Source organism: Aquirufa nivalisilvae, from assembly GCF_004307455.1.
Classification (GTDB): domain Bacteria; phylum Bacteroidota; class Bacteroidia; order Cytophagales; family Spirosomataceae; genus Aquirufa; species Aquirufa nivalisilvae.
Map to the genome: position 1 here is coordinate 700025 of NZ_SEWX01000001.1, position 14736 is coordinate 714760.

Consider the following 14736-nt stretch of genomic DNA (forward strand, 5'->3'; position numbering starts at 1 on the left):
TTTAAAAGAATGTTTCGAAATTGGATATGGCTAGATTTACTTGAAGGATGTTATTGATTTCTACATTATTTTTAGTGGCATTGTTAAAACGGAATATACTTTGTTGCATATAACCCATTTCTACCGACATATTGGAGTTGATACGATAGCCAAGACCTATTAATAATCTGTTTTGATCGAAGATATTGAGGTTAGGAACATTTTCGCCCATATTGATCATTAGCTCATTATAAGCTTGTACATACCAAGTTTTATCTTCCATTTTGGCTTTTCCAAGGGGCATACTTCCTTTGATTTGGTAGCGGAATCTTTTTCGGTACGTGCTGGTAGAAAAATCGCCACCATATATGAAGCTTTTATCCTCCACGGCTTGGTTAGCTCCTAGCCAACGAAATTCATAGCGTAAGCGGTGGTCGATGCGCACTCGATTTAGTTGTTGAGTTAAAATAACTTGGGGAGAGACCCGCAATTCAGAAAAGAATGCGGAGGGTTCCCCATTACTAAAGCGATTGGTTCCAATCCAGCCTAGTGGCATCAAGGAGAAACGTACAGCCGGACTCATTTGGTAATGAATATAAGGCCTGAATACATGTTGGTTCAAATTATGATACGGATTACCCGTCGTAGTAGCAGGATTATAATCTCCTTGTTGGTCCTGTCTTCTTTGTTGGTTTTCTAATTGCCAACTGAATTTACCAGCTATTTTACCTGATATGTTTAGGTCAGTCCAGCCATTTGAAATATGGTAATATTGCCTAGGTGATTGTGCTTTTGCGCTTAGGACACAAAATATAAGCACAAGCTTTAGGCTTAGGCTTAACTGTTTCATGGATTATATTGGTGTGTAAAAAAAAGGGAAGCTTTTGGCTTCCCTCAAAATTACAAGCTTTTATCCCGTAATCCAACGGAAAAAGACGAACAAACCTGCCGCCAATACGATGGTTACTGGGAGAGTTAATACCCAAGCCATGACAATATTTTTGACGGTTCCGCCTTGTAGATTTTTGATACCTTTAGAAGCCACCATCGTTCCAGCGATACCTGAGCTCAATACGTGCGTAGTACTAACTGGCCATTTGTATGCCGTTGCTAATCCAATAGTCACCGAGGCAATTAATTCGGCAGAAGCACCTTGTGCATAAGTTAAATGGTGTTTACCAATTTTTTCTCCAATGGTTACCACAATTCGTTTCCAACCTACCATCGTTCCAAGACCTAAAGAAAGAGCCACCATCCACATCACCCAGTTTGGAGCGAAGTCGGTCACTGCCGCAATACCTGTTCCTGAGGTTGCACCAAAGGCAAAGAAAGCGGCCTTATCTCCAGCCGTAGCTTTTTTGAATGCTTTTTTATCAGCTTCCGACAAGGCAATAGATTCACTTTCAATCAATTTTTTGGCATGCTTATTGATGTTTAATGCCGCTTTTCTAATGTCAAATTTTTGCTTGGTAGATAAATTACTGGTTTGAATGTTTTTTGTTAAAAGTAGTTCGTGCAATGCTTTAGATGAACCCATTACAGTACGATAACTTTCTTGCTCCTTAATAGATAAGGTTGTTGTGTCGATTTTGGCAGAAATAATTTCAACTTGATTTAAGTCTTTTTGTAAGCGCTGTAAATCTAAGGTAGAATTGATAGCAAAATAGCCAGGTAAAAAGGCGATAAGTATCACCATAACAAGACCTATACCTTTTTGACCGTCATTACGTCCATGGAAAAATGAAACCAAAGTACAAGTTGTAATTAGAATAGCACGAATCCACAGGGGAGGAGGAGAATTCTTTTTAGGTTCTTTAAAGATTTCTTTATTCTTGATGGTCTTTTTCAGGATGTACATCAATACGATAGCCAATGCAAAACCAAATAAAGGAGAGAGTAATAAGGCTTGACCAATTTCTTGGGCTTTGTCCCAGTTCACTGCACTGACATTGGTTTGATTTTCAGGTAATATTGCGTGTCCAACTCCAATACCAATGATAGAGCCAATTAAGGTATGCGAACTAGAAGCGGGAATTCCAAAATACCAAGTACCTAAGTTCCATAATATAGCTGAAAATAACAGCGAGAGCGCCATCGCCATGGAATGGTACACATTGGTATCAATGAGCAGTTCGGTGGGAAGTAGCCCGATGATACTCATGGTAACACCGACACCACCAGTTAATAGACCCACAAAATTCATGAATCCAGACCAAACAACGGCTTGTGTGGGTTTTAATGAATGGGTGTAGATAACAGTTGCCACGGCATTTGCTGTATCATGGAATCCGTTTACGAATTCAAATGCGCAAGCAGCAAACAGGCATAAAAAGAGTAAGAAGAATAAGGTAGGATCTAACCCAAACATATCGTATTATTTAAGGTATATTGGTGCAAATATGGTCGCAAAACTATGGCTTAGCAATGATGTTAATGTTAAGTAATTGTTAAATTCTTTATTTCTTTTTTCTGCGGGCTTTTTTAGCCTCTGAGAGTAATTTTTTAGCGTCTGTATATTGGCTTGTTTTTTTATCGGCCTTATCCATTACCTCTTTACAGTGGTCCACCGCTACATCATAATCACCCTCTTGATAAGCAATTCTCGCTAAACCTAAGACGGAAGCCCAATAGTAACCTGACTCTAAGGAACCAGTTTGAATGGAGAAATCCATGCATTTCTGGAAATATATTTTGGCTTCAGCAGGATTTCTAAAAATATATAATTGATAATACCCCAAAATATAGGAGGCATAACGGCCAGATACCCCTTCATAGCCTACTTGATGATTGTCGATTTTACTCAGAATACTTTTAGAAACTTCCATCGCCTCGTCTAATTTCCCTAACATGAAGGCCGAACGGGCGTGGTATCTTTCGAAGAAAGGATTATCGGGATAATTTTGATGCGTGTATTTAGCAAGTTCGTAACTCTTTTCCGACATGTTTTCCATGGCATAGATTTGCAAAAGAAAATAGCGGGCTTCTGTTCGGGTATAAAAGGCTTGGTAACTAACCTTTTCTAATTGCTCGATGCCTTGTTGCTTATTGGCTTTAGGGAAAAGCCAAAGTACTGGACGCAGTAGTTTGAAGTTTTGCCTAATGAAATGGTAATAGTAATTGTAGAGTCCGTCGCCAAACATCAGTTCAGGACTGAAATCAGCAAATTCCCGGGAGTATTCTAAGTATTTCAAGGCACTTTTAGCTGCCAGAGTGGCACGAGCCCAATGTTTGCGTTCAGCATGTAAACGGCCTTTGAATCCATAGGCAGCCGCCATAAAGAAAGCGGCTTCTGGGTTTTCGGTGTCATCCCAAATTTTCTCTGCTTTGGAAATACTCCGATCCATGTATTCTAATAGCCTGTCATCATACACCTCATTTTGGGTATTGGGTACCATTTTCCACCATTGCACGAGTCCCAAAAGGAAGTCGGGCAGCGGATGATCAGGATGTTTGACTTTGAGGTAATTGAATTCCCTTTCGGCTTCTGGGAATTTGAAGTTGTACATTTGATTGATGGCATTGGTTGCTTCAATCTGTACTTCGGAAGTTAATAAAAGCATTCCTTTGGAACGCTCTTTTTCTGCTTCTTCGGTTTTCTTCCACCATTGACCTAAGCTAAGGAAAGATAGTGAAAGAAAACTTAGAAGTAGTACATATGATCTAAGACGATATCTCGATCTCATCTCCATTGTGGTTCAGAAACTTAAAGTCAGTAATACCTAGGGAAGAATCTTCTGTAATGTGAATCCAAGACTTAAACGTCATGAACCATTTCATTCGTATAGAAGGGAATCCTTTAGTAAAGTAAGCACTTAAGAATGGATGAACCAATAAAGTGAGTTTTTTCTCATTTTGTTTGGTAACCAAATGTTCCACATGCTGGGCAATGATCTCGGAAACGGCGATACTAGCCGTGATAGTGCCGGTACCTCCACAACTAGGGCAGGTTTCATGTGTGGCCACGTTCATTTCTGGACGCACACGCTGACGGGTGATTTGCATCAATCCAAATTTAGTCAGCGGCAAGATGGTGTATTTGGAACGGTCCGTTCTCATTTCATCACGCATGATGTCCTGAATTAACTTACGGTTATCCGCTTTTTTCATGTCGATGAAATCGATCACGATAATACCACCCATATCACGAAGGCGTAGTTGACGGGCAATTTCCTTAGCAGCTTCGCGGTTAACGCTTAAAGCGGTAGCCTCTTGGTCATCTTCAGAGTTGGATTTATTTCCCGAGTTCACATCGATGACGTGCAATGCTTCCGTGTGTTCGATGATTAAATAACCTCCAGCAGGTAAAGAAACGGATCTTCCGAAAAGCATTTTCAATTGCTTCTCGATCCCCACTTGTTCAAATAACTTGGTTTTACCCGTATGTAATTTGACTATTTTTTCTTTTTCTGGAGCTACTTGATGCACATAACCTTTGGCTTCATTGTACAAATCCTGGTTATCTACGATGACATTGTCAAAATCGTTGTTTAGCAAGTCCCTTAACATCGAAGTGGCACGGCTCATTTCACCGATAACACGATCTCTAGGTTTGGCATCTACTAATTTAGCGATACCATCTTCCCATTTAGAAATAGAATCACGAAGGTCGCGCTCCATTTCTTCCACAGCTTTACCTTCCGCAACGGTTCTTACGATGACCCCGAAATTTTTCGGTTTGATGGACGACATCAATTTCATCAATCGGCTTCTTTCTGCTTTGGACGTAATTTTCTTTGAAATATTGACGCCATTAGAGAAAGGAACTAACACTAAGAATCTTCCAGCGATGGAAATATCACAAGAAAGGCGTGGGCCCTTGGTGGAAATAGGTTCTTTAACGACCTGTACTAAGATGAGTTGATTACGGGTTAAAACCTTATCGATTTTACCTAATTTATCTATTTCCTCTTCTATTTTAAAGTTCTCCAACTTGATGTTTTTGCCCTTTTTATTCATGACATCACGTGAGAATTTCTGCAGTGAGTTCAAGTTAGGGCCTAAGTCATGGTAATGGAGGAAAGCATCCTTTTCATAACCAATATCAATGAAGGCAGCGTTAAGACCAGAGACTAATTTTTTGACAGTACCGAGATAGATATCACCCACGGAGAATTGAGGTTCCGACTGTTCTATGTGATATTCTACAATCCTTTTGTCTTGCAAAAGGGCAATTCTATCCCCTTTGGGGGTAGAATTAATGATTAATTCATTACTCACAATATATTACGAGAAGAATGTTAGACGGGACAGACTTATCCCTACGCTAATATATATAACAAACACCAAAAACAGGCCATTTGGGATGGTCTGTTTTTGGGTTACCTAATTACGCTACCAAAAGGAGGTAATTATACTAACTATTTCTTCTTGTGACGATTCTTACGAAGACGTTTTTTTCTTTTGTGTGTTGAAATCTTATGACGTTTTCTTTTCTTTCCGCAAGGCATACCTGTTAGCGTTTAAATTTTTGAATAATGTAAGAAGTTGATTTTCAACCTCAATGTTTTTGCATTTCTGCGAGCAACTCTTGGGCAGCTTTGGTTTCTTCAGGGTCTTTGCTCTTGTCAAGGACCATCCGAAGCACTTTCTTTGCCTCATCTAATTTATCTAACTGGGCCAAGCAAAAGCCGAGGTTTAAGGCAGCTTTATAATTGGTTGGTTCCAGCTTCAATATCTGTGTGAATCGTTCTTGACCTTTGCCAAATTGATTCGATTTAATGGATAAAATCCCCAGATTAAATAAAGCTGGCACAAATGTCGGCTCTTGTTCAATCACTTCCCTCAGTAAGGTAATCCCTTTCATCGGAGTGGGTGTATCCACATAAGTCATCGCCAAATTCGTTTTAACCAAGAGGTTTGACGGATCTTTTGATAATACTTGTTCAAAATAAACACGTGCTTTTTCTCCCATGGCTTTGCCCTTTGTCGGGTTCAGTGCATAAGTTTGGGCCTCAAAATACAATTGGCCTGCACGTAAGAAGTTGTTCAGGGCAGGATGCTGATCGGCGAATTGTCCTGCATAATAAGCAGCACTATCGTAATGATTAGCTCCCACAAATGTGTTGATTAATTTATCTAACACACTAGACTGAGAAACCTCTGTTTTTGCTTGACTCAATTCAGATTTCAACTTAGCTACTGCTGCTTGTTGAGCATTTGTCAACGGTGCAGCATGCGTATCTTCTGATTTTGTCGCGCTTTCTGCGGTATGTTCATCCTGGTGATCATCGCCCTTCGCATCGCGATTGGCTCCACCAGCAGGAGCATTACTCGTAGTATTACTCACATTTCCCTTAGGTAATTGAAATATGAGGGCGGTTAACCCAAGGCCAATAACAAGAATGATCACATAGGATTTCTTCATCTTTCTAGACCTGAGGCATTACACCTTATTTAGCAGGGTCAGTGCTCGTTTTAACTTGTTCAATGAACACTTTAGCTGGTTTAAAGCTAGGTACATAGTGCTCGTCAATAGTAATTGCCGTGTTTTTAGAAATATTTCTAGCAATCTTTTTAGCTCTCTTTTTGTTAATAAAACTTCCAAAACCACGAACATAAATGTTCTCTTGTTTGGATAAATTATCTTTTACAACTTCGAAAAACTTTTCTAACGTTTCAGAAACATCTTTTTTGTCAATCCCTGTTTTGCTGGAAATTTCAGCAATTACATCTGCCTTGGTCACGGTAATTAATGCTTTAAATTATCAATTTTGTTCTAATCGCTTTCCCTTTCTTTAAAAGGGACACAAAAGTAATGTTTTTCTTGAAGAATAGAAATGGTTGTCAATGATTTAATTGATTTTTTTAGCAAATCAATGTCAAAATGCTCCCTTCTTTCTTTGTATCTTTGAATCATCCCATGCAATCTATAAATCATCACCCTTTTACAAAAGGCCTATTAACTTGGTATCGGCAACATGCCCGTGAATTACCTTGGCGACAAACCCAAGACCCTTATGCTATTTGGTTGTCGGAAGTTGTATTACAGCAAACACGCGTAGCCCAAGGATTGCCATACTATTTAAAATTACTGGAGGTTTTTCCAACCGTTGAATCTTTAGCTCATGCGGATGAGTCGGTTTTATTTCGACATTGGCAAGGTTTAGGCTATTATTCCCGAGCCAGAAATTTACATAAAACAGCGAAACTGGTCGTGTCAGATTTTCAAGGAAAATTTCCGACTACTTATGATGCGTTAATCCAATTACCAGGTGTGGGACCATATACTGCGGCTGCCATAGCCTCTTTTGCTTTTGGAGAAGCTAAACCCGTCGTAGATGGAAATGTCTTTCGGATATTGGCCCGTTATTTTGGTATTGAAACAGACATCTTACATAGTTCTGCTAGAAAGGAGTTTACCGAAGTAGCTCAAGAGTTAATCCCCAATGACTTAGCCGCCGAATTTAATCAGGCAATCATGGATTTTGGCTCTTTGCAATGTAGCCCTGCACCATCATGTGGTAGTTGTCCATTGAGCCTCACTTGTTTTGCATTTCAACAAAAACGGATTTCAGATTTTCCAGTAAAGCAAAAGAAAGCCAAGCAGCGGAATCGATATTTTAACTATTTCATTGTAGAACAAGGTAAAAGAATTTTAATCCGAGAAAGGAAAGAAAAGGATATTTGGTCCGGTTTATGGGAGTTTTATTTGGTTGAATCGCCTCAAGTGGAGGAACTGGAAAGCATCATGGAAATGGATGAGAATTTATCTACGCTCCTCCAAGGAGCTACCATACAGTCGTTGAAGTCTCCTAAATTACATATCCTTAGCCACCAAAAGATCCATTGTCGGGCTTGGCATATCCAAGTTCCTGATAATCTTGACATTAGCATGCTGGATGGATTTCAATGGATTCAGCCTGAGGACTTTGAAAAGCTAGGAAAATCGGTCTTGCTTTTGAATCTGATAACTGATAATTTGCATCTGCAGATTTTTAATGATTCAATGCCACGATAATTTTGTTTTGGCAAAGGGTTTGCCGATAATCATTTAAAACAAACACATTATGGCAGGAGTAAACAAAGTTATTTTATTAGGCAATTTGGGGGGAGACCCAGAAGTGAGAGCCTTACCTAGTGGTATTAAGGTAGCGAATATTAATATAGCTACTTCCGAATCCTATCCAGGAAAAGATGGGCAACGGGTGGAGCAAACGGAATGGCACCGTGTAGAGCTATGGGATAATTTAGCCAACATTGCAGAGCAATATTTGCGAAAAGGAAATCAAGTGTACATCGAGGGGAAAATTCGTTCAGAAGAATGGCAAGATAAAAATGGGGCTACGGTGCGTGGTTACAGGATTCGCGCTACCTCCATTAACTTGATTGGTGGCAGAAATGATCGTCCCGCCAATGAAGCATCAGATGCTAGACCTCGACCTGAAGCATTGCCAACGGCCGATAAATCAGCCTCGCCTTCTCCGAATTTTCCAACATTAGCAGATTCAGGAGACGATGACCTCCCATTTTAATATTCTGGGCTAGAAGGGAATAGATAAAAAAACTATTCCCTTTTTTTATAAATTTGCATAAATTTAGCTTTACCCTATGGAGGCCGATCCCTTTTCGAATGTCTTGTTGATTGCTTTTGAGCCCAACATCAGCGCGCCTTCCATCATCTTCATAAGCCTTATTTTATTAGCTTTAATTCTGCTTTCTGCCCTGCTTTCAGGCTCAGAGGTGGCCTTTTTTTCCTTAAATGCGGAACAAAGAATCGCGTTAAAAGAAAGTGCAACAAAGAAAGAAAAAACACTTAGCCGACTACTCGATCAGCCACAGCTATTACTTGCTACACTTTTGATAGCCATTAATTTTGTGAATATTATTTTTATTACCTTGGCGAACTACCTAACTCAACTATTGATTGGGGAAGAGTCTGTTAATACCTTGATTGTCACGTTGTTTTTATTGTTTGGAGTGACATTTATCATCGCCTTTTTTGGAGAATTGATTCCCAAAGTCTGGGCACAACAAAACAATTTGATTTTTGCTCGATATACTGCTCCATTGATTGACTTTTTCACCTTTGTGTTTAAGCCACTTTCTAGGGTTTTATTAGGCATTTCTAATTTGATTGAAAGTCGGATTGAGAAGAAGTCCTATTATTTGACAACGCACGAGCTGAATCAGGCGTTGGAGATAACTACGGATGAGAATACAACAGAGAGAGAAAAAGACATTTTACGGGGTATATTGAATTTTGGGAATACCTCGGTAAAAGGTGTGATGAAAGCTAGGAGAGATATTGTTGCCTTTGATACCGAAATGGATTTCCATGAATTAATGGATAAGATCAATAAAAATGGATATTCTCGAGTACCTGTGTATGCTGAAACGATAGATAAAATAGAGGGGATATTATACATTAAAGATTTATTGGAGCATATTGATCAAGACGAGAATTTTGATTGGTTGTCCTTATTGCATCAACCCTTCTTTGTCCCAGAAAACAAGAAAATTGATGATTTGCTTTACGATTTTCAAGAAAAACGGGTACACATGGCCATTGTGGTGAATGAATACGGAGAAACGGAAGGTTTGGTGACTATGGAAGATATTATAGAGGAAATTGTAGGGGATATCAACGATGAATTTGATGAGGAAAAGTTAGATTATAAAAAGCTGGATGAACATACTTATTTGTTTGAGGCTAAAATTTCTTTAAATGATTTTTGCCGTGTTTTTGACGTAGATGTCTCTATTTTCGAAAAAGTAAAAGGAGAAAGCGAAACCTTGGCAGGTTTGTGTATCGAGTTATTTTCTCGTATTCCGCATGCAGGGGAAGAAATCGTTTGTGAACCTTTTGTCTTTAAAATTCAATCGGTGGATACCCGCCGAATTAAAAAAATTAAGGTTAGCCTTAATGCTATTCCTTTGCCACCTGAATCTGATGAAAAAACTAATTAGTTCGTATAAACGTTTTCTTTTTTTACTACCCTTAAGCTTATTGCTGACAGCATGTCCTGGACCTGCTCCAACACCAGATCCTGGTGTTACGGAATCCAGCTATGAAGATGGGGTAGATCGAGGTATTATAGAAAATCCTGAATTAGATGAGGCTTCAGGAATTGTGGCAAGTAAAAAGAATGATGGTTTTTTATGGTCGCACAATGATTCTGGAGATAGTAATCGACTTTTTTTGATTGATACTTTTGGGAAAGGGATGAAGCAATTTGTCATTCAAGGAGCAGAAAATAGAGATTGGGAGGACATAGCTTTGATATCAGATAGTAATGGAAGTGCCGTGGTATACATTGCTGATTTTGGTGATAATAATGCTACGTATAGCTCATACGCCATTTATTGGTTTAATGAACCGAATGTTTCTTCAATCAATAACGCAACCATCACTGGGGTTCAGAAATTGACATTTACGTTACCTGATGGCTCTCGAGATATGGAATGTTTGTTGGTAGATCAAAAGACCAAGGATGTATATATTATTTCCAAAAGAGAAACTAAAAAAAGACTGTATAAGATCCCTGCGGGAAGCTTTACCAATCAAGCCAACGTGAAGGCTGAATTTGTGCAAGAATTGAATTTTTCGGTACCATTTTCTACCATCGATAAAATTGTAACAGCCTATTATATTACGGCAGGAGATATATCGCCAGACAATTCAGAGATTTTAGTTAAGAATTATTTTGAATGCTACTATTGGAAGCGTAGGGCCAATGAAACAATCCCTGAAGCTTTAGCTAGGACAGCGAAACAAGTTCCTTATGTAGGAAATCCAACGGAACCTCAGGGAGAGGGAATCGCTTTTGCTGCCGATGGCGGAGGGTATTACACCATTTCTGAGAAAGCTACGGCCCCCGTTCATTTATATTACTACAAGCGAAAGTGAAAATTGCTCACTGGTTTCGATTAGGGATCCTTGCCTTGATTGTCTGGGCATGCCAGTCGCTCTATATCATAGATGCACAAATGGCTAAAACGAATTTTTCGGCAACAGTCGATGAAGGAGTTTTGGAAAACATTGAAATTGATGAAGCATCTGGGATGGTAGCTAGTCACTTAAATCCAGAGTTATTTTGGGTAGTCAATGATTCTCAAGATTTAAACCGAATTTTTTTAATTGACCGTTACGGAACGGGCAAAGTCGAGTTTTTGCTTCAAGGTGCTCAAAATAGAGATTGGGAGGACTTGGCTTCTTGGTATAAAAGTCCCCATGAATCCTATATCTATATTGCCGATACAGGTGATAATAAGCAGGAATATAGCTCCTATTTTATTTATCGATTCAAAGAATTTGATATACGAGGATCTAATATGGTTACTCGAATTATCAAACAGGTGGAAAAATTAGAATTTAGACTACCTGACGGATCAAAGGACATGGAATGCTTGTTAGTGGATCAGTTGAATGGAGATATGTACTTAGTTAGTAAGCAAGATGATCGTAAAAGCTTGTTTCGGATTAAAGCTAATAGTTTTAAGAGTAAACAAGTGGTCGAGGCAGATTTTGTTAGAAAGTTGAATTTTTCAGAACCTAGTTCCGATTTAGCTATCTTAAAACAACTCTATAATATTACGGCTGGGGATGTGGCGACTAACAACCAGGAGGTTATTATTCGGAATTATTTAGAAGTTTATTATTGGAAAAAAGGGAAGCATGAGAGCTTAGGTGAAGCACTGAAACGTCCGCCCAAAATTGTGCCTAGCAAATTAGAACCTCAAGGAGAGGCGCTTGCTTTTTCACAAAAGGCCGATGGTTTTTATACCATTTCGGAGGTAGCGAGTTCCCCCGGTCCTGTTCATGTTTATTTCACTCCCAAGAAATAAGCTAAGCTTTCACCATTAATTTGGCAAAACTTAAGAGTAAGGTTTTTTCTCCTACTCCCTTTTCAAAATCAATCACAGCTTTTCTTTCAGCACCATTAATTTCAATTTTTTTGATCAAGCCAAAACCGAATTTTTGATGCTCTACTTGTTGACCCGCCTCCAATTTTAGGGGATCTGTAGGGATGAAATTGCTAGAAGCTACATGTTGGTAATTGGTGTTTTGTTTTGGCTTTTGGATTAATTGGGCAGCTGATGGACTCGTTGAGCTTGAAACAAAGCCCGTTTTCTGGACAGGTCTGAAAGCTTGAACCTCCTTTTTGCCAGGTGTTTTCGCCATTTTTAAATAGGTACTATCAATTTCATCCAAGAATCGACTAGGCTCACAGGATTTTAATCTGCCGAATTGATAGCGAGATTCTGCATAGGAAATCATCAATTTTTTTTCAGCTCGTGTGACGGCTACATAGAATAGGCGACGCTCTTCTTCTAAGTCGGCTTGACTTTGCAGCATCATTTGACTTGGAAACAAATCTTCTTCCAAGCCAACTAAAAAGACATGTTTAAATTCTAATCCTTTAGCCGAGTGAACTGTCATTAAAGTAACCTTATCTCGATCATTGGGATCTTCTTGGGTATCGGCATTGGTTAAAAGAGAGACCGACTGTAAAAAAGTGGCCAGTGATTTATCTTCATTCTCTGGATCATCCACAAATTGCTTGATGGCATTTAATAATTCTTGTAAGTTTTGATAACGGGCTAGTCCCTCTACGGTCTTATCCTCATAGAGTTCGCGTAAGAGTCCTGAGGCTTTGGCCACGTGATTAGCTATTTCATAGGCATCTTTATGCTCGACCTCCGTCATTATTTTGAACGATTTGATTAAATCGGCAAAGTTTTCGATGGCGGCCGTACCTCTTGCACCTTGGTAGGTTTGAATGTTGGAAATGACATCCCAGATGGAGCAATTATTTTCTGCTGCTGTTACCACAATTTTTGCGATTGTTGTATCGCCAATACCACGTTTGGGAAGGTTGATGATACGTTTAAAAGCTTCTTCATCTTGTTGGTTCACGACAAATCGCAAGTATCCCAACACATCTTTGATTTCTTTTCTTTGGTAGAAAGATAAACCTCCAATGATGCGGTATTTAATGTTTAGTCGACGTAGCGATTCCTCAAAAGAGCGGGATTGAGCGTTTGTTCGATATAAAATGGCAAAATCTGACCAATGTAAACCTTCTTTTTGCTTGGTTTCAAAGATGGTGGAGGCAATCATTCGGCCTTCTTCATTATCGCTTCCAGCCCGGATAATTTCTATTTGGTCTCCAATTTCATTCGAAGTAAAAACGTTTTTCTCGAGTTGGTTTTTATTTCTGGAAATGATAGAATTGGCTACAGCCACAATGTTTTTGGTAGAACGGTAGTTCTCTTCCAATTTAATTGTGGTTAAGTCGGCATAATCCCTTTCAAAATTCAAGATGTTTTGAATATCAGCTCCTCGAAATGCATAAATACTTTGTGCGTCATCACCCACCACGCAGATATTGCGATGTACGGCTGCGAGTTTTTTGGTTAATAGGTATTGAGAAACGTTGGTATCTTGAAACTCATCAACCATCACATGTTTGAATTTGTGTTGGTATTTGTTCAAAACATCCAAGTGATCTCTAAAAAGGATATTGGTTTGGTACAATAAATCATCAAAGTCCATCGCATTGGCTTGAAAGCAACGAATGCAGTACGTACGATAAATTTCCCCCATTTTAGGGATACGAGCCATGCGATCTTCCTCGCCGAGAATGGCACTATTTAGGTATTGTTCAGGACTAATTAATCGGTTTTTGGCTCCAGAAATTCGGTTTAAAACCAAATTGACCTTATAAACTTTATCGTCGAGGTTCAATTCTTTGATGATGGTACGAAGTAAAGACTTGGAATCATCGGTATCATAAATGGAAAAATTAGAAGTATAGCCTAATTTCTCTCCTTCGAAACGTAATATTTTGGCAAATACGGAGTGGAAAGTTCCCATCCAGATGTTTTTTGCCTCTTTTCCAATGACGGATTCGATACGATGGCGCATTTCGCCAGCGGCTTTATTGGTAAATGTTAATAGCAATATTTGGAATGGATCGATGCCTTGTTGAATGAGGTGAGCCGTTCGGTAGGTTAACACACGGGTCTTGCCAGATCCAGCTCCAGCGATAATCATTAATGGGCCTTCCGTGTGTAAAACAGCTTGTCGTTGGGGCTCATTCAAGCCAGCCAAATAATCCATAAGGGAAATTTAATTGATGGGAAAAAATAGAAATTAAAATTACGAATTTTTGAGCAGGGGCTTGGTATACTAACTTATTTTTTGGGAGGGTATTTTAGAAGAAAATAAAAAAGGCGCCCTTGGGCGCCTTTTTCTTCTTGGGGATAATCGCTTACTGAATAGCAATCAAATCTCTTCGAGTTTCAGTTAAAATATTGAAAGTCTTGGATTTGATGATGTTTTTACGTGAATCGAAGATAACCATTTTGTATCGGCCATCATTTAGGTTAGAGAAATTGAATAATTTCTTTGAACTAAGTGACTCGCGAGTGATTTGGTTATTGTCTTCATCGTAAATGACCACGAACAAGGGTGAAGTGATATCCGAGCTAACTAGGAACTTCATTTTACCTACTTGATCAATGTTAACAGGAAGAGCGAATTCTGCGGCATGTGCAGAAGAGACAGACAAAACAGCGGCTACAACGAAAGCGGCTAAGGCGTTTTTTGTGATGAAATTTTTCATAATGTTGATAATTGATAAATGCTTGATTAATAAAATCTTAGGCGGAATCTTTCCGTTTGTTGGTTCAAAACTAGACTTTTCATATTAACTCCAAATTAAATACGCAAAAAATTTCACTTTTTTAAGAATATTCCTCTTAAAAAAATTATATTTCTTCGAATAATTCAATTATTGGGGTTTCTCAAAATCA

General features: G+C 38.9%; 13 protein-coding genes. 5 read left to right on the forward strand and 8 right to left on the reverse strand.

Features of this window, described 5'->3' with window-relative positions; genetic code table 11:
• Position 1: 1 nt before the first annotated feature.
• From EWU22_RS03005 to EWU22_RS03030, 6 genes are all read right to left on the reverse strand, one after another.
• Positions 2-829 carry a DUF2490 domain-containing protein gene (locus tag EWU22_RS03005; RefSeq protein WP_130924350.1) on the reverse strand — a complete coding sequence of 276 codons (828 nt, stop codon included), beginning with the start codon at positions 827-829 and terminating at the stop codon, positions 2-4.
• A gap of 60 nt (positions 830-889) precedes the next feature.
• The gene (locus tag EWU22_RS03010; RefSeq protein ID WP_130924351.1) at positions 890-2347 is read right to left on the reverse strand and encodes an inorganic phosphate transporter; all 1458 of its coding nucleotides are present in this window, start codon (positions 2345-2347) and stop codon (positions 890-892) included.
• Positions 2348-2435: 88 nt separating this feature from the next.
• Positions 2436-3662 (reverse strand): tetratricopeptide repeat protein, encoded by a 1227-nt coding sequence (locus EWU22_RS03015; RefSeq protein WP_231962627.1) that lies wholly within the window; start codon positions 3660-3662, stop codon positions 2436-2438.
• Positions 3640-5196: an Rne/Rng family ribonuclease gene (locus EWU22_RS03020; protein WP_130924352.1), complete on the reverse strand. Its 1557-nt coding sequence runs from the start codon at positions 5194-5196 to the stop codon at positions 3640-3642. Before EWU22_RS03020 ends, EWU22_RS03015 begins: the two co-directional genes overlap by 23 nt.
• Positions 5197-5476: 280 nt before the next feature.
• Positions 5477-6343 carry a tetratricopeptide repeat protein gene (locus EWU22_RS03025; RefSeq protein ID WP_109321910.1) on the reverse strand — a complete coding sequence of 289 codons (867 nt, stop codon included), beginning with the start codon at positions 6341-6343 and terminating at the stop codon, positions 5477-5479.
• Between the two features lie 25 nt (positions 6344-6368).
• Positions 6369-6662, reverse strand: a complete 294-nt coding sequence (locus EWU22_RS03030) for an HU family DNA-binding protein (RefSeq protein ID WP_109321911.1) — start codon at positions 6660-6662, stop codon at positions 6369-6371.
• Positions 6663-6838: 176 nt separating this feature from the next.
• Here EWU22_RS03030 and mutY point away from each other — a divergent pair, with 176 nt between their 5' ends.
• From mutY to EWU22_RS03055, 5 genes are all read left to right on the forward strand, one after another.
• Positions 6839-7936 carry an A/G-specific adenine glycosylase gene (gene mutY / locus EWU22_RS03035; protein WP_130924353.1) on the forward strand — a complete coding sequence of 366 codons (1098 nt, stop codon included), beginning with the start codon at positions 6839-6841 and terminating at the stop codon, positions 7934-7936.
• A gap of 49 nt (positions 7937-7985) precedes the next feature.
• The gene (locus tag EWU22_RS03040; protein WP_109321912.1) at positions 7986-8450 is read left to right on the forward strand and encodes a single-stranded DNA-binding protein; all 465 of its coding nucleotides are present in this window, start codon (positions 7986-7988) and stop codon (positions 8448-8450) included.
• 76 nt (positions 8451-8526) lie between these two features.
• Positions 8527-9885 (forward strand): gliding motility-associated protein GldE, encoded by a 1359-nt coding sequence (gene gldE / locus EWU22_RS03045; RefSeq protein WP_130924354.1) that lies wholly within the window; start codon positions 8527-8529, stop codon positions 9883-9885.
• Positions 9869-10825 carry a PE-PGRS family protein gene (locus tag EWU22_RS03050; RefSeq protein ID WP_130924355.1) on the forward strand — a complete coding sequence of 319 codons (957 nt, stop codon included), beginning with the start codon at positions 9869-9871 and terminating at the stop codon, positions 10823-10825. Before gldE ends, EWU22_RS03050 begins: the two co-directional genes overlap by 17 nt.
• Positions 10822-11763: a hypothetical protein gene (locus EWU22_RS03055; protein WP_130924356.1), complete on the forward strand. Its 942-nt coding sequence runs from the start codon at positions 10822-10824 to the stop codon at positions 11761-11763. Before EWU22_RS03050 ends, EWU22_RS03055 begins: the two co-directional genes overlap by 4 nt.
• 1 nt (position 11764) lies before the next feature.
• Here EWU22_RS03055 and EWU22_RS03060 read toward each other — a convergent pair whose 3' ends face one another.
• Both EWU22_RS03060 and EWU22_RS03065 read right to left on the reverse strand, forming a co-directional pair.
• On the reverse strand, positions 11765-14041 hold the full coding sequence (locus EWU22_RS03060; RefSeq protein ID WP_130924357.1) for an ATP-dependent helicase: 2277 nt from the start codon (positions 14039-14041) through the stop codon (positions 11765-11767).
• Positions 14042-14192: 151 nt separating this feature from the next.
• Positions 14193-14546: a hypothetical protein gene (locus EWU22_RS03065; RefSeq protein ID WP_109321917.1), complete on the reverse strand. Its 354-nt coding sequence runs from the start codon at positions 14544-14546 to the stop codon at positions 14193-14195.
• Positions 14547-14736 lie beyond the last annotated feature (190 nt).